The organism is Paraburkholderia sp. PAMB 6770, assembly GCF_057748135.1.
Genome location: NZ_CM173239.1, coordinates 1,696,254 through 1,719,426, shown reverse-complemented (window position 1 = coordinate 1,719,426; position 23,173 = coordinate 1,696,254). Strand labels below are relative to the sequence as shown.

General features: G+C 65.9%; 16 protein-coding genes. 12 read left to right on the top strand and 4 right to left on the bottom strand.

The annotated features are described in order from the left end of the window. Positions 1-109: 109 nt before the first annotated feature. Positions 110-1,171 carry an aldo/keto reductase gene (locus AC3AP7_RS25025; protein ID WP_487362992.1) on the top strand — a complete coding sequence of 354 codons (1,062 nt, stop codon included), beginning with the start codon at positions 110-112 and terminating at the stop codon, positions 1,169-1,171. Here AC3AP7_RS25025 and AC3AP7_RS25020 read toward each other — a convergent pair. Beyond that, the gene (locus AC3AP7_RS25020) at positions 1,168-1,758 is read right to left on the bottom strand and encodes an FUSC family protein (protein ID WP_487362991.1); all 591 of its coding nucleotides are present in this window, start codon (positions 1,756-1,758) and stop codon (positions 1,168-1,170) included. The genes AC3AP7_RS25025 and AC3AP7_RS25020 overlap by 4 nt on opposite strands. A 441-nt stretch (positions 1,759-2,199) precedes the next feature. Between AC3AP7_RS25020 and AC3AP7_RS25015 the strand changes: the two genes are divergently transcribed. After that, on the top strand, positions 2,200-2,700 hold the full coding sequence (locus tag AC3AP7_RS25015) for a hypothetical protein (protein WP_487362990.1): 501 nt from the start codon (positions 2,200-2,202) through the stop codon (positions 2,698-2,700). Between the two features lie 208 nt (positions 2,701-2,908). On the opposite strand, the gene AC3AP7_RS25010 is transcribed toward AC3AP7_RS25015, so the two are convergent. Together AC3AP7_RS25010 and AC3AP7_RS25005 are read right to left on the bottom strand one after the other, a co-directional pair. Continuing rightward, positions 2,909-3,157 (bottom strand): hypothetical protein, encoded by a 249-nt coding sequence (locus tag AC3AP7_RS25010; protein ID WP_487362989.1) that lies wholly within the window; start codon positions 3,155-3,157, stop codon positions 2,909-2,911. A gap of 501 nt (positions 3,158-3,658) precedes the next feature. Next, positions 3,659-4,009, bottom strand: coding sequence for a BON domain-containing protein (locus AC3AP7_RS25005; protein ID WP_487362988.1), 351 nt, complete (start codon positions 4,007-4,009; stop codon positions 3,659-3,661). A gap of 450 nt (positions 4,010-4,459) precedes the next feature. On the opposite strand from AC3AP7_RS25005, the gene AC3AP7_RS25000 reads away from it, so the two are divergent. From AC3AP7_RS25000 to AC3AP7_RS24965, 8 genes are all read left to right on the top strand, one after another. Beyond that, the gene (locus AC3AP7_RS25000) at positions 4,460-5,932 is read left to right on the top strand and encodes an RNA polymerase factor sigma-54 (RefSeq protein WP_487362987.1); all 1,473 of its coding nucleotides are present in this window, start codon (positions 4,460-4,462) and stop codon (positions 5,930-5,932) included. 132 nt (positions 5,933-6,064) lie between these two features. Further along, positions 6,065-7,276 (top strand): pyridoxal phosphate-dependent aminotransferase, encoded by a 1,212-nt coding sequence (locus AC3AP7_RS24995; RefSeq protein ID WP_487362986.1) that lies wholly within the window; start codon positions 6,065-6,067, stop codon positions 7,274-7,276. Positions 7,277-7,326: 50 nt separating this feature from the next. Then, positions 7,327-8,055: a FadR/GntR family transcriptional regulator gene (locus AC3AP7_RS24990; RefSeq protein ID WP_487362985.1), complete on the top strand. Its 729-nt coding sequence runs from the start codon at positions 7,327-7,329 to the stop codon at positions 8,053-8,055. Between the two features lie 213 nt (positions 8,056-8,268). Further along, positions 8,269-9,012, top strand: a complete 744-nt coding sequence (locus tag AC3AP7_RS24985) for a (Fe-S)-binding protein (RefSeq protein ID WP_487362984.1) — start codon at positions 8,269-8,271, stop codon at positions 9,010-9,012. Continuing rightward, positions 9,009-10,400 (top strand): lactate utilization protein B, encoded by a 1,392-nt coding sequence (locus AC3AP7_RS24980; protein WP_487362983.1) that lies wholly within the window; start codon positions 9,009-9,011, stop codon positions 10,398-10,400. The genes AC3AP7_RS24985 and AC3AP7_RS24980 overlap by 4 nt, the downstream gene beginning before the upstream one ends. Next, entirely contained in the window at positions 10,387-10,980 is a 594-nt protein-coding gene (locus AC3AP7_RS24975) for a LutC/YkgG family protein (protein WP_487362982.1), read from the top strand. The genes AC3AP7_RS24980 and AC3AP7_RS24975 overlap by 14 nt, the downstream gene beginning before the upstream one ends. Before the next feature lie 277 nt (positions 10,981-11,257). Then, a complete protein-coding gene (locus tag AC3AP7_RS24970; protein WP_487362981.1) occupies positions 11,258-11,602 on the top strand; it encodes a hypothetical protein in 345 nt (114 codons plus the stop codon). Further along, positions 11,599-11,814, top strand: a complete 216-nt coding sequence (locus AC3AP7_RS24965; RefSeq protein ID WP_487362980.1) for a hypothetical protein — start codon at positions 11,599-11,601, stop codon at positions 11,812-11,814. The genes AC3AP7_RS24970 and AC3AP7_RS24965 overlap by 4 nt, the downstream gene beginning before the upstream one ends. 53 nt (positions 11,815-11,867) lie before the next feature. Here the strand turns inward: AC3AP7_RS24965 and AC3AP7_RS24960 are convergent, their stop codons facing one another. Beyond that, on the bottom strand, positions 11,868-13,232 hold the full coding sequence (locus AC3AP7_RS24960) for an MFS transporter (protein ID WP_487362979.1): 1,365 nt from the start codon (positions 13,230-13,232) through the stop codon (positions 11,868-11,870). A 606-nt stretch (positions 13,233-13,838) separates the two neighbouring features. Here AC3AP7_RS24960 and AC3AP7_RS24955 point away from each other — a divergent pair. Next, on the top strand, positions 13,839-22,697 hold the full coding sequence (locus AC3AP7_RS24955) for a two-partner secretion domain-containing protein (protein WP_487362978.1): 8,859 nt from the start codon (positions 13,839-13,841) through the stop codon (positions 22,695-22,697). Next, positions 22,697-23,164, top strand: a complete 468-nt coding sequence (locus AC3AP7_RS24950; protein ID WP_487362977.1) for a hypothetical protein — start codon at positions 22,697-22,699, stop codon at positions 23,162-23,164. Before AC3AP7_RS24955 ends, AC3AP7_RS24950 begins: the two co-directional genes overlap by 1 nt. Positions 23,165-23,173: the final 9 nt, after the last annotated feature.

Below are 23,173 nucleotides of genomic sequence, written 5' to 3'. Positions count from 1 at the left end.
TTTGCGACGCATGCGCCATCCTGGCCGAACGGGGGATGGCAGCTTGCCGGTGAAATCGGGCACGCTGCAGTATTCTCGTTCCTCTGTCCCCTGACATGGAGTGCCCGCGATGCGTTATAACCCGCTTGGCCGCACCGGCCTGTTCGTATCTGAACTCTGTTTCGGCACCATGACCTTCGGGGGTGGCGAGGGTATCTGGCGCCAGATCGGCGACCTGCAGCAGGCTGACGCGGAACGCCTCGTCGGCCGCGCGCTCGACGCGGGCATCAACTTCATCGACACCGCGGACGTCTACGCGCAAGGCCTGTCCGAACAGATTACCGGACAGGCGCTGAAGAACCTGAAAGTGCCGCGCGATCAGGTGGTGGTCGCGACCAAGGTGTTCGGCATGACCGCACAGGCGCCGAATACGCGCGGCGCGTCGCGCGCGCATATCCTCGCGGGCGTGAAGGCGAGCCTGCAGCGTCTGCAGCTCGATCACATCGACCTCTACCAGATTCACGGCTTCGACCCCGCCACGCCGATCGAGGAGACCGTGCGCGCGCTCGACACGCTGGTCCAGCATGGCCATGTGCGCTACGTGGGCGTGTCGAACTGGGCTGCGTGGCAGATCGTGAAGGCGCTCGGCATCGCCGAGCGGCTCGGGCTGACCCGCTTCGAGTCGCTGCAGGCCTACTACACGCTCGCGGGACGCGACCTGGAGCGCGAGCTCGTGCCGATGCTCGCCAGCGAGGGCCTGGGGCTGATGGTCTGGAGCCCGCTTGCCGGCGGCCTGCTAAGCGGCAAGTACGGCCGCGAGCAGCAGGGCGAGGCGGGCAGCCGGCGCACCACCTTCGACTTTCCGCCGGTCGAGCGCGAGCGCGCGTACGACTGCATCGACGCGATGCGCGAAATTGCCCGGCACAAGGGCGTATCGGTCGCGCAGATTGCGCTTGCGTGGCTGCTGCATCAGCGCGCGGTGACGTCGGTGATCGTGGGGGCGAAGAAGGTCGAGCAACTGGACGACAACATCGCGGCCACCCTGGTCGAGCTCGACGCCACGGAGCTTGCCCGGCTCGACGCGGTGAGCGCGCTGCCGGCCGAGTACCCGGGCTGGATGCTGGAGCGCCAGGGCGGTCCGCGCCGCGAGCAGCTCGAGGCAGCGCGCCAGCATCCGCCGAAGGCGCGCTAGCTTGCGGCGCGGCGCTGGGCGCGCGCCTCGATGCGTGCCGCCCAGCGCCGTTCGATCCGGGCGATCAGCCAGCACACGAGCAACGCGCTGACCGTGCCGAGCGTGACCTCGCCGAGGCGCACGAGCGCCATCTGCCACGCGGGCCCGGCGCGCGGCACGAGCAGCATGATCGTTGCCGTGATGCCGCCGAGTCGCGCCGCGCTGCCGATATTCGCGCCCCAGCAGAGAATGATCGCGCCCGCCACGGCCACCGCGTATGCGGCGAAATGGCCGCCGCCGAACACGGCGCCCGCGAGACCGCACAGGCCGCCGACCATCGCGCCGATGAACTGGTCGCGCGACAGGTTGCGCGTATCCACGTAGCTGTGCTGCGCGACGCCGATCGCGGTAATCGCTGCCCAGAAGGGCTGCTGCGCGCCGAGCCGCTGCGCGAGCCAGTATGCGAGGCTCGCACCGGCCACGGCCTGCAGCGCCATCGCGCAGCCTTCGACGAGCCGGTCCGGCAGCGGCAGCGACTTCAGGAAAGCGAACAGCGAGTAGGCCGCGCTGGCGCGCGCGGCGCGCCGCTCGCGATGGGTGTTCGTCATGGCAGGGTGGGGGGATCTGAACTTCGTCATTCTAGCGGCTCGTCCCGGGGCGCGCGGCGCGGCGCCGCATGAGGCGAGGGCGCGCTGCGGGCCCGTCGCGCGCGCCGGCATGCCGTAACGACCATGACCGCCATGACCGTGGCGAGCCCGGGTAAAAGCGCGTGGGCCGTTGAAATTCTTGCGCTGCGGCGACGCTGCGCGACGCAGCGGCGGCGTTTTGTCGCGGAGGCGTCGCATGGCCGGGCGCGCGGCGTCTCGCGGGCCGCGGGGGTGCGGTCGCGCCGCACCGGCGTGCTTCTTGCTGTCGACCTGGGCAGAGGCCGGCGCGTCGCCTCGGCCCATCGGCATCAGCGGGGCAGGCGTGCCGCCGGCGCCGCTCGCGCGCCCGGACCGGGGCGAAGCGGGCGCATGATCGGCTTGGTTACGGGGACTGACATGCACATGGACAGACTGGATTCGCGCACGCGTACCCGACGCAGCGCGCACGGACAGACGGCGTTCGAGACGGGGCGGGAGCGCGGCGCGTTCCGGCACGAACCGTCCGGCGGCAGCAGGCTGATCGGCTGGCCGCGGACGCTGGTCGCGCTGCTTGCCGCGCCGCTCGCGTGGCTGCTGCAACTCGGCATTGCGCAACAGCTGGTGCGGCGGCGGTGTTTGTCGGACACCCTGTCATTCGTCGCGAGTCCCGGTGTATGGGCGTCGCCGGGTATGGTGGCCGCGGGGCTTGCGTGCATCGTGCTCGGCGGTGTGGGGCTCGCGGTCGCATGGCACAACCTGCGTCGCACGTCGCGGATCAACTGGCGGTTTCCGGCCGCCATGCGCGGCACGCGTGCCGAGCGCGACTGGTTTATTGCGCGGGTGTGCGCGCTGTCGAGCACGATGTTCGTGCTCTGCCTCGCCGCAACGGACGTCGCGCTGACGATGGCGCCCTGCGGGCTCTGATCGCCGCGGCGGCGGGCGGCGAGACCGCGCGTGCGGCGATCGCGCATCGTGCGATCGCTTCAGCGCAAACAGCGCAAACAGCGCAAACAGCATCAACGCAGCCGCGTGGAGCGGCTCCGTCAAGGTTTCGGGTTCACGGAAAAGGTTTCCGGTTCACGTGAGACCGGCGATGGTCGCACGCGGCAAACCGGCTCGCGAGACGGGCCGCCTACACCCAGAGCCGGGACGGCGTGCGCACCGGTGCGCTTGCACGGGCGGCCGGCAGCCGGTCGGTCGGCGGCGCGACGCAGGCGGCCTGGATCAGTCCGTCGCGCGGCGCGATGCGGCAGGACTCCGAGACGCGCGCCGCCCCGGCGCTCGCGCGCGGCGGCTGCAGCGTGTACTCGCGGACTTGCAGCACGACGGCCGAAGTAACCACGGCGACGCCGATCAGAAATTCTGTTCTCCTTATTTTCATCGCATATTCTCCTCGTCGTTATTGTTCGCCTGCCTTGCTTGCCTGCTTCGCCTGCGGCTCCCGGCGTGCAGGCCTCCGGGCGAGCGCGGTACCGTGTGCGCGGCCGCGGACGTGCTCCATCAAGCAGTATTCGTGCCACAGGCCGTAATGCCGCTGGCGGCCCGCGTGCCCCGGCCGGAGAGGCGCGTCAGGAGGAAGGGGACGTCAACGGATGGTCAGATCGGGAAGGCAGACAGCGCAGAATTTACCTGCCCGCGGCGAATCTGCCCGGGCGGCCGTGATGGGCGGCCGTGACGGCGTGTCCGCGCGCGCAACGACAGGCGGTCGCCGCAGCACGACATGCAGTCAAGCCAGGCGCCGGGCCTGGCTCGCGCTCCGCATCGCGGCGAGGGGACACAGGCGCCCGGCTCTCGTAGCCGGGCGCACGGCTGAGCGTCGTCGCCCGTATGACCTGCCGGCAACGCGCGCTCACCTGGCCGGCGCTGGCCACCTCCCGTCACCTTATTCAGCCACGACCCGCAGACGGTTCTTCACCGTGTGCACGCCGGACACGTCCTGGGCGACTTCGGCGGCTGCGGCCTTGTCGTCGGAGGTCGGAACGGTGCCTGTCAGCCAGACGACGCCCGAGCGCGTCTTCACATGGATATGCGCGGACTTGACGTTTTTCGCGGCGAGCAGATCGGCCTTTACTTTTGTGGTGATCGTGCCGTCGTCGATGTGCTGGCCCATCGTTTCGGATCCACCCGACGGCGCGGCCGCCGGGGTGGTTTGCGCGTGCGCGTTCAGCGCAAACGCAGCGCAGACGATCGCACCTGCGGCACCCGCGGTCTTGAGGAGGGGAAAGGTCTTCATGGCGTCGCTCCTTGATGTTGTCGGTCAATGCGGCGGCTTGCCGCCGGCGCGCAGGCGCCGGCAGGATATCCGTCCACATGGAGGCGTCCGCAAGTCGCGTGCCGCGTGCCGTGCCACGGCGCTGCACGCGCCGCGGCACGGGCCCGCAGGCGCGCTCCGGCGCACCGCGCGAACGGAGCAAAAGCAGCGCAAAAACAGCGCGCAAGCAGAACGCAGCGAGGGCATAGCGAGGGCATAGCGAGGGCATAGCGAGGACACAGCGAGGACACAGCGAGGACACAGCGAGGGCGCAATTTTCCGCCCAATTGTAAAAATCGCCGCGGCGCGCGTGCCGTGCCACGGCTTGCGGGCGGGCATAAACCTCGACAAAACAGTGTCTTGCAAAAACTGGTATAGCTGTTGCTCCAATACAGTCCTCCCGGATATCGCTCCGCCACAGGACTACGCACCATGCCTTCCATCGAACTCCGTACAAGACAGTCGCTGGCCCTGACCCCGCGCATGCAGCAGTCGGTGCGGCTGCTGCAACTGTCGTCCATCGAGTTTCAGCAGGCGTTGCGCCAGGCGCTCGATACGAATCCCTTTCTCGAATACGATCAGGCCGCTTCCGAAGACGTTGCGCTCGCAACCAGTCCGAATCATGACGACAGCGCGGCCGCCCACGATGCCGGCGCGGCCGACGGCGCCGGCGCAGCCAGCGGCGAAGCGGATGACGGCGGCGCGCGCGACGATGCGCCCGCGGACTTTCCCGCCGACTTCGCCGGCGAAACGTTTGGCCGCAGCGCGTCGCGCGCGCAGGGCGACGGCGAGGACAGCGACCCGGCGGACTGGGTGCGGATCCAGCCGTCGCTGCGCGAGCAACTGCACGATGCGCTGCGCCTGTGCCAGCTCGACGCGCGCGATCGCGAAGCCGCCCAGGTCGTGATCGAAGCCATCGACGACGACGGCTATCTGCGTCAGGAGTTCGCCGAGCTTGCCGCGATCGTCGAGATCGAGCCGCCGCTCGGCGAAGAGGAACTGCGCGTGGCGCTGCGCTTCGTGCAGACGCTCGACCGTCCGGGGATCGGCGCGCGCTCGCTCGCCGAATGTCTCACGCTGCAACTCGATGCGCTGCCCGCCGACGTGGCCGGCCGCGATCTTGCGCGCCAGGTCGCCGGGCATCATCTGGAGCGCCTCGCGCGCCGCGAGCACGCGGAGCTGCAACGGCAGCTCGGCTGCACGCCCGAGGCGCTGCGCATCGCGTGCGCGCTGGTGCGCCGGCTCGATCCGAAGCCGGGCAACGCATACGGCCGCGCCGACGGCAGCTATGTGGTGCCCGACGTGATCGTGCGCGCGGTGCGCAACCGCTTCAGCGTGACGATCAATCCGGCGGTGCAGCCGCGCGCGCGCATCAACCGGCTGTATGCGCGGCTCTTCGCGCAGGCGGGCGGTTCGAGCCGCTCGCCGCTGTCGCAGCAGTTGCAGGAGGCGCGCTGGCTGATCCGCAACGTGCAGCAGCGCTTCGATACGATCCAGCGCGTCGCGGAATGCATCGTCGCGCATCAGAAGGCGTTCTTCCAGTATGGCGAGATTGCGCTGAAGCCGATGGTGCTGCGCGACGTCGCCGAGGAACTCGGGCTGCACGAATCGACGATCTCGCGCGCGACGGGCAACAAGTACATGGCGACGCCGCGCGGCATCTTCGAGTTCAAGCACTTCTTTCCGCGCGAGCTGGGCACCGACAGCGGCGGTACGTGTTCGTCCGCGGCGGTGCGCGCGCTGCTCAAGGAAATGATCGCCGCGGAGGACGTTCACGACCCGCACTCGGACGTCACGCTCGCGCGCATGCTGGCCGAGCAGGGGGTGCTCGTCGCGCGGCGCACCGTCGCGAAGTATCGCAACCTGATGAAGGTCCCGCCCGCCGAGTTGCGCCGGCAACTGTAGGGGCAACCGTCGCGGCAAGCGTCGCCGCGATGGACGCCGGGTCCGCGCCCCATTACATTGACGACAGGACGTCGCCCGTTCGGGGCGCGCGTCGTGGTGCGTCAACGAAACGGGATGGCGGGGGTAAGCAGGATGCATTATTCGAGTCTGGTCGAGCGGCTGCAGGGCAGGCGCACGAGTGCATGGGAGATCCATCATGCGGCGCAGCAGGCGGCCGCGCGCGGCGAGGACGTGATCGTGCTGAGCGTCGGCGATCCGGACTTCGCGACGCCGGCGCCGATCGTCGAGCGCGCGGTGCAGGCGCTGCGCGACGGCGACACGCACTACAGCGCGGTGGTCGGCCGCGAGCCGCTGCGCGCGGCCATCGCGCGCGAGCATACGCGCATGAGCGGCCAGCCGGTCGGCGCGGCCAACGTGATGCTGTGCGCGGGCGCGCAGAACGGCATCTTCGCGAGCGCGCTGTGCCTGTGCGAAGCCGGCGACGAAGTGATCGTGCCGGAGCCGCTGTATCTGACCTATGAGGCGTGCGTGCGCGCCTCGGGCGCGACGCTGGTGCCGGTGCCGGTCGATCCGGCGCGCGGTTTTCACGTCGATTGCGACGCGCTCGAAGCCGCGATCACGCCGCGCACGAAAGCACTCTTCTTCGCGACGCCCTGCAATCCGACCGGCGTCGTGATGCCGCGCGCCGATCTCGAACGCATCGCGCGGCTCGCGTGCCGGCACGACCTGTGGGTGCTGGCCGACGAGGTCTATGCGGACCTCGCGTTCGAGCGCGAGCACGTGAGCATCGGCTCGCTCGACGGGATGGCGCCGCGCACCGTCACCGTGTCGAGCCTGTCGAAGTCGCACGCGATGGCGGGCTGGCGGGTCGGCTGGGTGATCGGCCCCGAGGCACTGATCGGCCACCTCGGGCGTCTTGCGCTGTGCATGCTGTACGGGCTGCCGGGCTTCGTCCAGGAGGCCGCGCGCGTCGCGCTCGAACACAAGCCGGCGATCGTCGCGCAGATGCGCGAGGTCTACCGGCGCCGCCGCGACGTGGTGTACGCGCGTCTCGCCCGGGTGCCGGGGCTGCGCTGCCTGCTGCCGGAAGCCGGCATGTTCATGATGGTCGACGTGAGCGGCTGCGGGCTCGATACCGTCGATTTCACGTGGCAGCTGTTTCGCGCGCAGCGCGTGTCGCTGCTCGACGCGAGCGCGTTCGGCGACACCGCGAACGGCTATGTGCGGCTCGGCTTCGTCGTCGACGAGGCGCGTCTCGCCGACGCGTGCGAGCGGATCGCGGCGTTCGTCGCGCAACTGCGCGCGGGGTCGCGGCTGCAGCAGGACGCTATAATTCGCGCTTGAGCGACGGCGCGGCGCGGCCGCGCGCGTCCCGCAGCCTCTTCACTGCCGTCATGCCCTTTCGCCCGATCCAGTCCTTCACGCGCAAGCGTCTGTCCGATGTCGTGTCCGATCAGATCAAACGGCTGATTTCGGACGGCGCGCTGATGCCGGGCGATCGTCTGCCGGCCGAACGCGATCTGGCGATGCAGCTCGGCGTGTCGCGACCGTCGCTGCGCGAGGCGCTGATCCGGCTCGAAGCCGATGGCTACATCGAGACCTCGGGGCGCGGCGGCTTCACGGTGGTCGACGTCACCGCGCCGGTGATCTCGAAGCCGCTCGCGGAACTGCTGCTGCAAAATCCGCGCACGAGCATCGACCTTCTCGAACTGCGCCAGGGGCTCGAATCGATCGCGACGGTCTACGCAGCCGAGCGCGCGAGCGCGGCCGATCTCGAGAAGATTCGCGCGGCCTTCGATGCGCTGAAGGCCTGCGCGCTGTCGGGCGACGGCGAGGAACTCGCGGAGCGCGACGTGGCGTTTCATCTGGCGATCGCCGACGCGACGCACAACATCGCGCTCGCGCATGCGATGCACGGCATACACGCGCTGATTCGCGAGGGCATGCGCCAATACCATCAACTGATCGACTACGACGACGCGAAGGAGCATCAACTGCTTGCACAGCATCAGGCGATCTTCGACGCAGTCAGCGCGCGCGACGCGCAGAAGGCCCGCCACGCGGCCGAGCGCCACCTGAGCTACGTGCGCGAGCTGTACGAGGCGCAAGCGGCGAAGTCCTGAGCGGGCCGCCTGCGGACCGCGCCCGAGCCGGCGGGCCGCGCCCTGCGCGGCGGCGTGGGGGGCGGTAAGGCAGCCGCAGCCCCCGCGGTGCCCCAATTGACAGCGTTTGCCCACTTCCTTATAGTCTTGGTCAGACCAACTTGACCAGTATGACTGGTCGAGCGAATGCCGCCGCATGCGTCGTTCGCTTGCCGCCCGCCGAGCCTTCAATTCATGAAAGTCGCGCTGTTCATCCCCTGCTTCATCGATGCGTTCTACCCGGAAGTCGGAATCGCGACGCTCGAACTGCTCGAACGCTTCGGCATCGAGGTCGACTACCCGCTCGCGCAGACCTGCTGCGGCCAGCCGATGGCCAACAGCGGCGCGCAGGCCGAGGCCGCCGGCGCCGAGCAGGTGTTCGTGCGCAACTTCGCCGGTTACGACTACATCGTCGGTCCGTCCGCAAGCTGCATCCATCATGTGCGCGCGCATCTGAACGCGATCGGGCAGACCGACGAAGTGAAGAAGGTGCGCGCGAGCGCCTGGGAGCTCGTCGAATTCCTGCATGACGTGGTGGGTGCGCGCGCGTTTCCGTGGGCCGAGTTTCCGTATCGCGTCGGCTTGCACACCAGTTGCAGCGCGCTGCGGCATCTGAAGGAGGCGTCGATGTCCGAGATCGCGGGCGCGCCGTTCTCGAAGCCGCGCGCGCTGCTCGAAGGCGTGAAGGGCATCCGCTTCGTCGCGCCGGCGCGGCCCGACGAATGCTGCGGCTTCGGCGGCACGTTCTCGGTCACCGAGGAGCCGGTGTCGGTGCGCATGGGCCAGGACAAGGTGCGCGATCATCTGGCGGCGGGCGCGCAGTACATCGTGTCGGGCGACATGTCGTGCCTGATGCATCAGCAGGGATGCGCGGAACGGATGGGCGCCGAGGTGCGCTTCATCCACATCGCGCAGGTGCTGAACGGAGCGCGTGCATGAGCCGGCTCGATCATGCGAAGGCGGCGGGCGCGTTCATCGCGAAGAGCGAGCATGTCGCGTTTCACGACCGGCGTCTGTGGGACTTGCGCAGCAAGCGCGATGCACAGGCGCATGCGCTGCCCGAATGGGAGACGCTGCGCGCGCTCGCGTCGGGCATCAAGGAGCACACGCTGTCGCACCTGGCCGACTACCTCGCGCAGTTCGCGCAGGCGGCCGAGGCCAACGGGGTGGTCGTGCACTGGGCGGACAGCGCCGAGGAGCACAACGCGATCGTTCATCAGCTGATGTCGGCGCGCGGCATGACGACGCTCGTCAAGAGCAAGTCGATGCTGACCGACGAGTGCGCGATGCGCGACTACCTCGAACCGCGCGGCATCACCGTGATGGAGACCGATCTCGGCGAGCGGATCCAGCAGCTCGACCATCAGGATCCCAGTCACATGGTCGTGCCGGCCGTGCACAAGCTGCGCGCGGACGTCGCGCAGCTGTTCGGCCGCACGATCGGCACCGATCCGCAGAACAGCGACATCCATTACCTCGCCGAAAGCCAGCGGATGAACACGCGGCCGTATTTCGTGCGCGAGAAGACCGCCGGGATGACCGGCTGCAACTTCGCGGTCGCCGAAACGGGCACCGTGGTGGTGTGCACCAACGAGGGCAATGCGGATCTGTCGGCGAATGTGCCGCCGCTGCATATCGTGTCGATCGGTATCGAGAAGCTGATTCCGGCCGTGGCCGATCTCGGCGTGTTCATCCGGATGCTGTCGCGCAGCGCGCTCGGTTCGCCGATCACGCAATACACGTCGCATTTCCGCGCGCCGCGGCCGGGCACGGAAATGCATTTCATCCTCGTCGATCACGGCCGCTCCGAGCGGCTTGCGATGCAGGACTTCTGGTATTCGCTCAAATGCATCCGCTGCGGCGCGTGCATGAATACGTGCCCGGTGTATCGGCGCAGCGGCGGGCTGTCGTATGGCGGCACGTACTCGGGGCCGATCGGCGCGATCATCAACCCGACCTTCGATCTGAAGCGCTATAGCGCGCTGCCGTTTGCGTCGACGCTCAACGGCAGCTGCACGAACGTGTGTCCGGTGAAGATCAATATTCACGAACAGATCTACAAGTGGCGCGAGGTGATCAGCGCGCGCCACGAGGTGCCGTTCGTCAAGCAGGAGGTGCTGAAGTTCGCGGGGCGGCTGCTCGCGAGCCCGACGCTCTATCGCGCGACGATGGCGTCGATGGGCGGCGCGCTGCGGCATCTGCCGAATTTCGTGCTGTACAACCCGCTGAACATCTGGGGCCGGCAGCGCGAGCTGCCGGAGGCGCCGAAGCAGACCTTCCATGCGTGGTACCGAAAGAATCGCGGAGGTGGCGATGGCCACGCGTGACACCTTCCTGGCCCGCGTGCGCGCGGCCCAGCCGCCGGCACAGCCGCGCCCGGAGGTGCCGCTCTTTCCGTCGCCGGAGGGGGATCTGCGCACGCGTTTCGCGGCCGCGCTCGAAGGCATGGGCGGCGCGTGCGTGGACGCGGCGAGCGGCGCCGACGTGCTGGCGCTGATCCACGCGCGCTTCGGCGCGGCGGCGTCGATCTGCTCGGCGGTGCCGGAGGTGGCGGGCACGCGCGCGCTGGAGGCGGACACGCCGCCGGCGTCGCTGCAGGACGTCGACGTCGGCGTCGTGCGGGCGCGCTTCGGCGTCGCGGAAACGGGCTCGGTGTGGTTCAGCGAGCAGGAGTATCGCGTGAACGCACTGGGGTATCTGGTGCAGCATCTGGTCGTGCTGCTCGATCCGGCGCAACTCGTCGACGGCCTGCAGCACGTGTACCGGCGCGACGATTTCCGGCACGCGCGCTACGCGGTGCTCGTGACGGGGCCGTCGGCGACCGCCGACATCGAAGGCGTATTGATTCGCGGCGCACAGGGCGTGCGGTCGCTGACGGTGGTGTGGTGGGGGGAGGGGGCGGGGTAGGGGGACAAGGTGGCGCAACAGATGCGATTTTCGGCCCGATGGAAATCTACGGGAATGCGGAATAAATTTCTCGGAATCTAAACGACAAATTTATTAATATAGTTTCCCTATTATATTTGTAAATCGTCAGGAAAATTTATTCATTTAATATTGCCGGATTTTCTTCGCTCAAGAGGATCCGATGTCTTGCCCAAGTTTCCGTGAAGCTTTCGCCGCCAACATGACTGCCTTGGGGTTGCCAGTCCCGGGAAGCCTGTTTTCTACGCAGCAGCAGGTTGTGTCGACGATTGCCCAGATCACCGGCGCCATCAAAACATTTGGAGCAAAGGTGACGATAGGGGAGTTGATCGGAGCAGGAACAATTTCTGAAGTTCTGGCTGCTGCTTCCGCGTTTTATGCGTCCTGGTATGTCGGTGGTCTGATAGGCAGTCTGATGGTGGCGGCGGACGCCAGACTGACTTGTAGTACGACCACTTCGGCGCTGCATGCCGTCACGTTCTGGTCGATGCGCACCGGGGTGTCTTTGCCGAAGCCGTTACTCGATCATATGGCGATGCATCCCGAGTTGATGCAGCCAGGTACTTCGCGCCGCAGTTACGCCGCTCTGGGCAAAACCGCATGACCGGCCCCTGGCTGAAAGACCGGCTCGCGCTTGTTGCCATCGCCGTAGCGGTCGCCGCAGTGTTTCTCGTCCTTTCGCTGTATGCCAACGGGCGCGCGTGGCTGGGGCCACTGATGGCTGCCGTGATGATCGTTGCGCTCGCATGGGAAAACAGCCGCTTGCGCAAGCTTCTGCAGAAGAACGGCATCGACCCGCGCAGCAGGCGCCGGTAAGCCGGGTAGCGCCCGCCCGCGGTCGCTTCCGCCGTGCCTCGGCCGGCCGCACGCTATCTGCGGCTCAAACTGCGCAGCGTCAACCCCGCGAGCAGCGCGGTCACGATCGCCGTGAACAGATAGAGCCCGCCCGGCCCGGTCAGCGCCATCGACGCCGATGCGAGCGCCGGCCCCGCGCTCGCGCCCAGCGAGAAAATCAGCAGCAGGCCGCCGCTGACCGCGAGCCGCTGATCGGCCGGCACGCAGTCGTTCACGTAGGACGTCACGACGCCATAAAGCGAGAACACCACGCTGACGTACAGATAGCTGGCCGCCTCGACCAGCATGCCGCTTCGCACGAGAAACAGCACCAGGCTGCACGCGGCCGCGAGCACCGTGATCGCGACGATCACCGCGCGCCGCTCGAAGCGGTCCGCGAGGCGCGCGACCGGCCATTGCGGCAGCAGTGCCGCCAGCAGCGCGAAGCCCATGAAATGCGCGACGTCCGTCACCGAATAGCCGAGCCGGCTCATGAAAACGGGCTGCATCGTGTAGAAGCAGCTATTCAGCAGACCGGCGGTGAGACAGCCGCACACGCCGAGCGGCGCCCATTTCGCGACGGTTTTCAGCCCCGCCAGCCCGCGCGCGAAGCGCGACAGCCCGCGGCCCGGCGCCGCGGGGCCGGTTGCGGGCGTGGCGCTCGCGTGGCCGGCAAGCGTCACCGGAATCAGCGACGCGGAGAACAGCGCGCTCACGAGACTGAACAGCGCGAAGCTGGCAGGGTCGGCGAGCCCGAGCAGAAACTGTCCGGTGCCGACGCCGAGATAGTTCGTGATCAGATAGGCGGAGAACACACGCGCGCGCAACGCGTTGCTCGCAACCTGATGCAGCCAGCTTTCGATCACCGTGAAAATACCGACGAGGCAGAATCCCATCACGAGCCGCAGCGCGACCCAGAGCGCTGGGCTCGCCGACGCGGCGAAGCCGAGCGCGCAGCATGACGACACCGCCGCGAACGTGACGAACGCGCGATGGTGCCCGACGCGCCCGATCAGGCTGCCGCCGCTCATCGCACCGGCCATGAAGCCGACGTAGTACGCGGACTGCACGATGCCGATCAGCAGCGACGAGCTGTGTTCGGCGATGAGCCGCAGCGAGATCAGCGTGCCGAGCAGGCCGTTGCCGGTGATCAGGATCGCATAGCCGGCGAGCAGGATCGCGGTGGCGCGCAGGCTGCCGGACGCGGTCGAGCCGGTGGCGGGGCGCGCGGTGACGGGCGCGTCGGCCCCAGCCGCTGCATCGGCCACGAGGGGCACTGGCGTTTCCGCCGTGCCGGTGGCGTAGACGGAGGGCGCGGCGGTGGGCGCGGCCGCGGTGTCGTGCGCGCCGCCGGAAGGAGTGGCCGCGTCGGGCATCCACGAGTCGTTGGCCTGCTTCATCGTATGCGTCGGTGGTAGGGCATGGGGCGGCTCTTCGACTGTAGCGGCCGCGCGCCGCGCGCGCCAGACCGCGAAGCGACACGGCCTTGCGCAAAAGCGCCGCGCTTGCGCAAGATCGTTGTCCGTCGTGAGTGTGTGCCGATGTTGACGCAACACCCGTAGGCGACGCAATTGCGGCAATTTACTCAATTGACGGGGTCGAGGCCGTACCATCCTCCGGGCATTGCACCGATCATACCGCCTCGCATGACCGCTACGCCTTGCGCGATTTCCCCGACAACAGGGACGATCAACGTTGGTGCAGCCCAGGCTCCGGTCCACGCTGCGCCAGTCCATATCGGTCTCCCGATCCCGATTTAACCCGGATGCGCAAAATGCCTGGCGAAAGGGAAGTCGATAAATAACAGATAAATCATCAAATATTGTCAGGTTGATATTAATTAAGACTTATCCGATGGCGATTTACAGATCGGCCTGTTAATCTCGCCGGCTACGCTCAAAGAGAATCGAAATGCGGCGCCTGCTGGTCGTCGTTTTCTTGTGTCGTCCATTGACTGGGAGGCGCCTCGCATCGGGCGGGCTTTATTCAGCATTACGGGTATAAGCATGAATAAAAACTGTTACCGGCTTGTTTTCAGCACGCTCCGGGGTATGCCCGTCGCGGTTGCGGAGACTGCAACCGGACATACGGCAGGCCAAAGCGACACCGGAGCGTCGCGCGCGCTTCGTCCGATGACGCTTTTCGCCCTGCGTCATGCGGCTTTTGCCGCACTGGCCCTCTTCGGGCTCGCTCCGGTTCTCGCGGATGCGCAGATCGTACCGTCGGGCGCGCACGCGCCGGGCGCCATTACTACGGCAAATGGCCTGCCTCAAGTAAACGTAAACAAGCCCTCGGGGGCGGGCGTCTCGCTTAACACGTATTCGCAATTTGACGTAAGCAAAAGTGGCGCGATATTGAACAATTCGCCCGTCAATGTGAATACACAACTCGCGGGCATGATATCCGGCAACCCGAATTACGGGGCGAACGACGCCGCAAAAATCATTGTCAACCAGGTCAATAGCAACAATCCGAGCCAGTTACGCGGTTATGTCGAGGTCGCGGGCCAGAAAGCGGCTGTTGTCATCGCAAACGGTTCGGGCATTGTGGTCGACGGCGGCGGTTTTATCAATACGTCCCGGGGAATTTTGACTACGGGCAATCCGCTGATCGACAGTAACGGCAACCTGACCGGTTTTAACGTAACCGGCGGGACAATTACTGTCCAGGGCGCGGGGCTCAATGCTTCAAATATCGATGAGGTTGATCTTTTGGCGCGTGCCGTACAGGTCAACGCGGCGATTTATGCCAATGCCCTGAACGTGACGGCCGGCTCGAACAGCATCGACTATGCGAGCCTGACGCCGGGCGCGGTCGCAGGCAGCGGAGCGCCCCCGGCCGTCTCGATCGACGTCTCGCAGCTCGGCGGCATGTACGCAAACCGTATCGTCCTGACGAGCAACGAGAACGGTGTCGGGGTCGCGAACGCCGGCACCCTCTCTGCGCAGGCGGGCGATCTGATCCTCACGGCTTCGGGCCAGCTTGTCCAGGCGGGCACAATGACCGCGAGCGGCAACGTCGCCATCAACGCGGCGAGCCTCGCCAATACGGGGACCATCTACGGGCAGCAGAATACCGCCATCGTCTCGGCGGGCGCGCTCACGAATAGCGGCACCGTTGCGGCCCAACAGGGCACGACCATCGATGCCGGATCGCTCGACTCGACCGGTATTCTCGGCGCGGGCGTGAACAACGACGGCTCACTCGGTAGCTCGGGAAACCTGAACGTCTCGACGAGCGGGCAGCTCAACGCGACCGGCGAGAACGTGGCCGGCGGCAACGCAACGCTGACGGGTAGCGGCGTCAATCTCGCCGGCAGCCAGACGGCGGCGAACGGCAACGTCTCGCTGACAGCGAACGCGGGCGGCCTCAACCTCGCGGGCGCGACGACGAGCGCGGGCGGCTCTGTCGCGGCGAGTGCGGCGGGCACGCTCGACAACGACAACGGTTCGCTGGCGGCGGGCCGTAGCGCAACGCTGACCGCAGGCAACCTCTCGAACCAGAACGGCGATATCTCGTCGCAAGGGCCGCTCGTCGCGCAGGCAGCCGGCCAGATCGACAATCAGGCCGGTTCGATGGTCTCGCAAGGCGCGATGCAGGTTCAGGGCGGCGCCATCGCGAACAGCGCCGGGACCATGCAGAGCGCGGCGGGCATGGCGGTATCCGGGTCCTCCGTTGACAATACCGCCGGCCGCATCACGTCGCTCAACGGCGACGGTCTCTCGGTCACGGCGACGGGCGCAATCACGAACGCGGCAGGGACGACCGCAACCGGCGCACAGGGCGGCCTCATCGGCGGCAATGGCGCGGTCGCGCTGCAAGGCGGGACCATTGCCAACCACGGGACGGTATCGGCACAGACGAACCTCCAGGTAACCGGGGTTCAATCGGTCGACAATAGCCGTGGTTTGCTCGGCGCGTCAGGCAATACGACGGTGAACGCGGGCGCGAAGCTGACCAATGGCGGCGGCTCGATTACGGCGGGCCAGACGGTGAGCGAGCGCGCGACGACGCTCGACAACAGCTCGGGCACGACGCAGGCCGCGCAGGTCTCGCTCAACGCGACGGACCTCGTCAATCACGCGGGCACGATCACGCAAACGGGAAGCGGCCCGATGACGGTCGCCGTATCGTCCACCCTCGACAATTCGGCTGGCGGCATCATCCAGACGAACAGTACGGATCTCTCGCTGACGCCCGTTACCCTCGACAACGACGGCGGCTCCCTTGTTCACGCCGGAACCGGAACGCTCACGCTCGACGCGGGCAGCGGCGCGGGGACGATCTCGAACGCGAACGGGACCATCGAGAGCAACGGAACGGTCGTCGCCGGGGCCAGCGCGTTCGACAATACGGCAGGCCTCGTGCTCGGCCAGACGGGTGTAACCGCAACCGTTGGCGGCGCGCTGGACAATACAAACGGCAAACTGCTCTCGAATGCCGGTCTGAGCCTCGCGAGCGGGTCGCTCAGCAACAACGGCGGCGAGGTCGGCGCGGCCTCGAACGGGACGGTCCAGAGCGGATCGATGACCAATAGCGGCGGCTCGATCGTCGCGCCGGATCTCACGCTCTCGATCGGCTCCACGCTCGACAATTCGAACGGCGATATCGAGGCGAACCAGCTCGCGCTCGGCGCGACGGATCTCCTCAACCACGGCGGGACGATCACGCAGTACGGCGCCTCGCCGATGAGCGTCAACGTCGGCAATACGCTCGACAACTCGGCGGGCGGCACGATCCAGACGAACAGTACGGACCTGACACTTTCGCCCGGCACACTCATCAACGACGGCGGTACGATTCTCGACGCCGGAACGGGTACGCTGACGATCGCGCCGGGCAACGGCTCGGGCTCCCTCTCGAACGTCGGCGGCAAAATCATCACTGCCGGCCAGATCGCAGCACAGGCCGGCAGCTTCGACAACGCGGGCGGCGTATTCGCTGCGCAGGGCAACATCGCGGCGAACGTCGCGGGCAATATCGACAACGCGCAGGGCGCGGTACGCTCGCTCGGGTCCCTTTCGCTCGCCAGCGGCGGCGCGTTGACGAACACGAACGGACAGATCCAGTCGGGTACCGGCGAGCCGGGCGATGCGAGCACGCTCAACGTTCAGGCCGCGTCCGTCGACAATACGGGCGGTCTCGTTAGCGGCCTCGGGACGGGCAATACGACCATCCAGGGCGCTAGCCAGATGATCAATACGGGCGGCGTCGTGACGGGCAACGGCAACGTCGCCGTCGATACCGCGGCGCTCTCTAACACGCAGGGCGGCCAGGTGAGCGGCGGTAGCGTCGGTATCCAGGCGAATACCGTCGACAACAGCAACGGCGAAATCGGCAGTTTCGCGGGTTCGACCGGCGACGTCGCGATCACGACGACCGGCGCGATGACGAATACGAACGGGCAGATCGGCGCGACCCATAACCTGAGCGTCGACGCGGCGACGCTGAACGGGGGCGGTGCCTATAGCGCGGCGAACGACGTCGCAATCAACATGCAGGGCGACTTTGCGCCGACCGCCGCTTTCTCGTTCAACGCCGGTCACGACCTTGCCTTTACGCTACCCGGCACGTTCGCGAATGGCGGCGCGCTGGAGGCGACAGATAACCTCGACATTCACGCGAGCGATATCCAGAACAGCGGCGCGATGATGGCGGGCGGCACGCTGACGACGCACTCGGCCACGCTGGAGAATACGGGCGCGATGGTCGGCGGTAGCGTCTCGCTCAATGCTACGCAGTCCGTAACAAACGTCGGACCGACCGCGCTGATCGGCGCGACCGACAGTAACGGCCTGCTCGAAATCCTCGCGCCCGATATCGGGAACCGCGACGATACGACGATGACCGATACGCAGGCGACGACCGCGATTTACGGTCTCGGCGCCATCGTGCTGGCGGGCGGCAAGGATGCGAACGGCAACTATACGAACGCGAACCTGATCCGCAACCAGTCGGCGCTGATCCAGTCGGCGGGCGACATGACGCTCGACGCGAACCAGGTCACGAATACGCGCACGACGATGACGACGACCGGCCTGAACCAGGCGGTCGATCCGAACCTGCTCACGCAGCTTGGCATCAGCCTGTCGGGTACGACGGGCCAGGTCGGAACGCCTTGCCCGACCTGTATCGGCGGCGTCTATACCGATCCGCCCCACGGCGGGCAGTGGAACTCGACGTATCAGTACACGACCTATACGGGCGTTGCGGTCGCGAACCTCATCGCGTCGATCAGCCCGCAGGCGCAGATTATCGCCGGAGGCAATCTTGACCTGTCGAACGTTGGCCTGTTCCAGAACGACTGGAGCGCGGTCGCGGCGGTCGGCAATATCGCGATGCCCGCAACGCTTGATGCGAATAGCTGGCAGGGGCAGCTCGCGCCCGAGGTCCAGGTGACGTACTCGGGCTACTACCATTACAACAACTACGACAACTCGGAATACAACTGGCAGTTGCCGTTTGGCGACCCGACGCCTTTGTTCCCGACCGGCCATCCGGGCGGCTATACGCAGGCCGCGCCCGCCGATGTCCGTACCTATGGACTGCCCGACTACGAATCCACCTGGACGGCTGGCGGCACGATTACCGGTACGGGCGTGAACATCGACAACACGGCGGGCAATGCGGGGATTCCGTCGCTCGGTCTTGTTCCGGGCCAGTCGCCCGGGGGCGTGAGCGTCGGCGGCGTCGCGGGCAACGCGGGCGGCTCGAAAGGCGCAGCCGCTTCGGTCAACGGCGGCCCGGGGCTCGTGAATGCCGTCATCGCGAGCGCGACGGCGGTGAACGTCCTGAGCAACCTGACGATTCCCCAGGGCGGCCTGTTCAGGCCCGATACCGCGCCCAATGCGCCGTACCTGATCGAGACGAACCCGGCCTTCACGAGCGCGGCCTCGTTCATTTCGAGCAACTACTATCTCCAGCAGCTCGGACTGAATCCGCAGAACGTCGAAAAGCGTCTCGGCGACGGTTTGTACGAGGCACAGCTCGTCCAGAACCAGCTGACCTCGCTGACCGGCAAGGCCGTCCTCGGCCCCTATACCGACGTCCAGTCGATGTACGAAGCGCTCATGGCGGCGGGCGCGTCGCTCGCCGAGTCGCTGAACCTGCCGCTCGGCATGGCCCTCACGCCGGACCAGGTCGCGGCGCTGACGACGAACGTCGTCATCATGCAGACCGAGATCGTCGACGGGCAGTCCGTGCTCGTCCCGGTCGTCTATCTCGCGAAGGCGAGCCAGCAGGACATGAACGGGCCGCTTATCGGCGCGACCAGTATCGATCTGCAGAACGCGCAAACCTTCAATAATTCCGGGACCGTAGAGGCGAGCAATACGCTCTCCATTCAGGGCCAGCAGATCAATAACGCGTTCGGTACGCTGCAAAGCGGCGGCCTCATGTCGCTGGCGACGACGGGCAATATCGACTTTACCTCGGCGAACGTGAACGCGGGAAGCCTCGCGCTGAACGCGGGCGGCAACCTGATCCTCAATACGGCGGCGAATACCGTCAACCAGGTCAGCGCGACGGGCGCGACGCGCACCACGACGACACTCGGCCCTATTGCGAACCTCAATGTGGCGGGCGACGCTGCGATCGTGACCGGCGGTAACGTCGAGCAGAACGCGGGCAACCTGAATGTCGGCGGCAATCTCGGCATGAGCGTCGGTGGCAACTGGGATATCGGTACGGTCCAGACCGGCGAGCAGAAAGTCGTGGCGCGCGCGAATGGCGTATCGGATACGAACATCAACCAGGCGACCGGGAGCAACGTCAATGTTGGTGGCGTGTCGGCAATCGGCGTGGGCGGCAACCTGACCGCGACGGGAGCGAACATCAATCTCGGCGGCGGCGGTACGGTTGTCGCGAAGGGCGACGTCACCCTCCAGGCGGCGACTGCAACCTCGACCGTCAACAGCAACAGTTCAGGTAGCGACAGCCACGGCAGCTACTCCGAGTCGTTGCATACGTCCACCGATACGTTGACGGGGACGACGCTCAATTCGGGCAATTCGCTGACCGTCGCCTCGGGTAACAACATCAACGTTGTCGGCAGCACGATCAATCTCGACCAGGGGACGGCAACGCTCGCGGCAACGAACAACGTCAATATCGGCGCGGCCACCGCGACCTATGTCGACAACTCGCAGGAGCAGCATAGCCACAGCAACGTGGTCAGCGGCAAGGAGGTCAGGAGTTCGAGCGATACGACGACGACGGTCGCTCAGGGTAGTACGGTCTCCGCCGATGCCGTGACGATCTCAAGCGGGAACGATATTAACGTCGCCGGCAGTACCGTTGTCGGGACGAACGACGTCAGTCTGAGCGCCGGGCACGACGTCAATATCACGACGACGCAAAATACGCAGCAGTCGTCGAGTACCTATCAGGAGAAGGATACGGGCCTCGGGACGAGCGGCCTGACCGTTACCATCGGTACCAACAAGCTCGCAACGACTGACCAGGAGTCGAGCGTCACGAACAACGGCAGCGTCGTCGGCTCGCTGAACGGGAACCTCTCGATTCAGGCGGGCAATACCCTGCATGTCACCGGCAGCGACCTCGTCGCGGCGCAGAACGTGACGGGTACGGCGGCGAACGTCATCATCGATTCGGCGACCGATACGAGCCATACGAGCCAGACCCAGCAGACGAGCAGCAGCGGCGTAACCATCGGCCTCTCGGGCAGCGTTGGCGATGCGATCAACGGCGCGTACCAGCAGAGCCAGACGCTCGCGAGCGGCAATAGCAACGGTCGCGCCGATGCGCTGCATGCGATCGCGGCGGGCGGCGACGCGGCGATTGCGGGGTACGGTGCGTACAGTCTGGCAAAGAACGGTATCTCGGATGCCGCCAACGCACCAAGCATTGGCGTACAGGTGAGCGTTGGTTCGAGTCATAGCCAGAGCCAGTCGTCGGAGGATCAGGCGACCCAGGTCGGCTCGAACGTTCAGGCAGGCGGTACCGCTGCATTCGTGGCAACGGGTAATGGTACGGAGGGTAGCGGCAACCTGACCATCGCCGGTTCGAACGTCAGCGCGAACGACGTCGTCCTCGCGGCAAGGAATCAGGTGAACATCGTCAATACGACGAATACCGATGTGACGCAAAGCTCGAATTCGTCGTCGGGTTCGAGCGTGGGCGTGTCGATCGGGACGAACGGCGTCGGCGTTTCAGCATCCATGCAGAACGCGCACGGCGACGGCAACAGTAGCGCGGCGATCCAGAACGCCTCGAACATCAACGGCGCGAACAGCGTGACCGTCGTTTCGGGCGGCGACACGAATATCATCGGCTCGCAGGTCAACGGTCACCAGGTCACCGCACAAGTCGGCGGCAACCTGAATATCCAGAGCGTCCAGGATACGACGGTCAGTACCGCGCACCAGAGCAGTTCGGGCGGCGGGTTCAGCATTAGCGAGACGGGCGGTAGCGCGAGCTTTAGCGCGCAGAACGGCCACGCCGACGCGAACTACGCCCAGGTCAACGGACAGGCGGGTATCAATGCCGGTAGCGGCGGCTTTGATATCAACGTCAAGGGCAATACGGGCCTGACCGGCGCGGTGGTTTCGAGTACTGCGGAAGCGGAGAAGAACACGCTCACCACCGGTACGCTGACCTACTCCGATATCCAGAACGAGTCGCATTATGACGCGACGAGTAACGGCATCGGTGCGGGTGTGGGCTGGGGCAACACGGGCAAGGCTGTCGGGATGGGCTCGGTAAGCGGCACACCTGCCGTTGCGCCGCTGATGTCGCAGAACGAGAGCGGCGACCAGAGTGCGACGACGCGCAGCGCAGTCAGCGCGGGCACCATCAACATCACGAACCAGGCCGCGCAGACTCAGGACGTCGCGGGCCTGAGCCGCGATACGACGAATACGAACGGGACGGTTTCGAATACGCCGGACGTCAGCAACATCCTCTCGCAACAGGCCGATACGATGCAGGCCGCGCAGGCGGCGGGCCAGGTGGTCGCGCAAGGGATCGGCGCGTATGCGGATAACAAGCGCAATACCGCCACCGATGCCGCCACGGCAGCGGCGTGGGCCGAAGGCGGAGATAGCCGCGCGCTATTGCAGGCAGCGGGTGGCGCGCTCATTGGCGGACTTGGCGGGGGCAGTATCTTTACTGCCGTTGGCGGTGCCGCAGGCGCGGGCATTGCTTCGAAGGCTGCCAGGGGAATAGCTGAAATCGAGCAAGGTGTGACGTTAGGTACTGGCTCGGAGGTGATCGGCAATCTCGCAGGCAATATAGCTGCCGGGCTCGGCGGAGCCCTCGTCGGCGGGACGGCTGGCGCGGCTACCGGCTCGGCTGTGCAACTGTATAACCAGTCGATGGACGACGAGGCGCAGTTGACGGGAGAAAGCAAGAGCAGCAACCCGTTTTCGCAGTCGCCGCTAGACCTGATTTTGCAGGGCATCCGTAACGGGCTGGGTGCTATTGTGGGCATGGATGGCGCTGAGCCGCCGACTACGGGTACGCAAGGTGTACTTGTAGATGGTGCAGGACAGGCGACGCCGGGAACACCGGGGTATGGGGCCGATACAGCCACGCTGGCAAAAAATGGGCAGTCATCGTCCGCTAATGATTCCAACACTCCAATGTTGGGCGCTGACGGAGCACAGTTTCCCAGCAAGACCATTTGGAAGGGGGACGGCAAGGAGCGAATTGACGTGGAGAATCCGAATCCCGGTCAGCGCCCTGGCCAGATTCACTATCAGGACAATCAAGGAAACAAATATCTTTACGATCCGGGCACGAATTCGTTCCCAGATGCGCCGAATTCAGTCAACAAGCTGCTGAACGATCCGGGCTTCAATGCCGCAATCCAGAAGGGACTGGACAAGTACCTTGGAGGTAAGTAATGAAAATTAATCGAGCTATGAAGCGTGCCTTGAGCGAAACACAATTGGACTGTTCGCTGAACCCCTCGCTAAAGAATATAGCAGATAGCGGGTTCGATCTGCGTAATGGGTGCTATGTCCTTCGTGGTCTGTCAGGAACCACGAATGTGACACGAGATAGCTTTCCCGATTGCACTGGCTACGAATGTTTCCTCAATTCACTGCATGTTGAAGACTACGACTCGGTGTCGCCGCTTGCACAGGCCATCTTGCTTGTGAAGGAGGTGTTTGCAGTATGGAACGCGGACCAACAGGCAGAGCGACTTGCTGCCGTCGTAAGTGCCGATGAATTTAGTGTTGTGACCAAATTTCACGGTCAACGACTTGGAGAGCAGTGGTTAAGTGATAACGTCGAAGGGTACGGTGATCCGGTTATGTCAATTAATTCAGATGAGGATATCGTTGCTCAAATAGCAATGGCTCGATGAAAAGGCTGC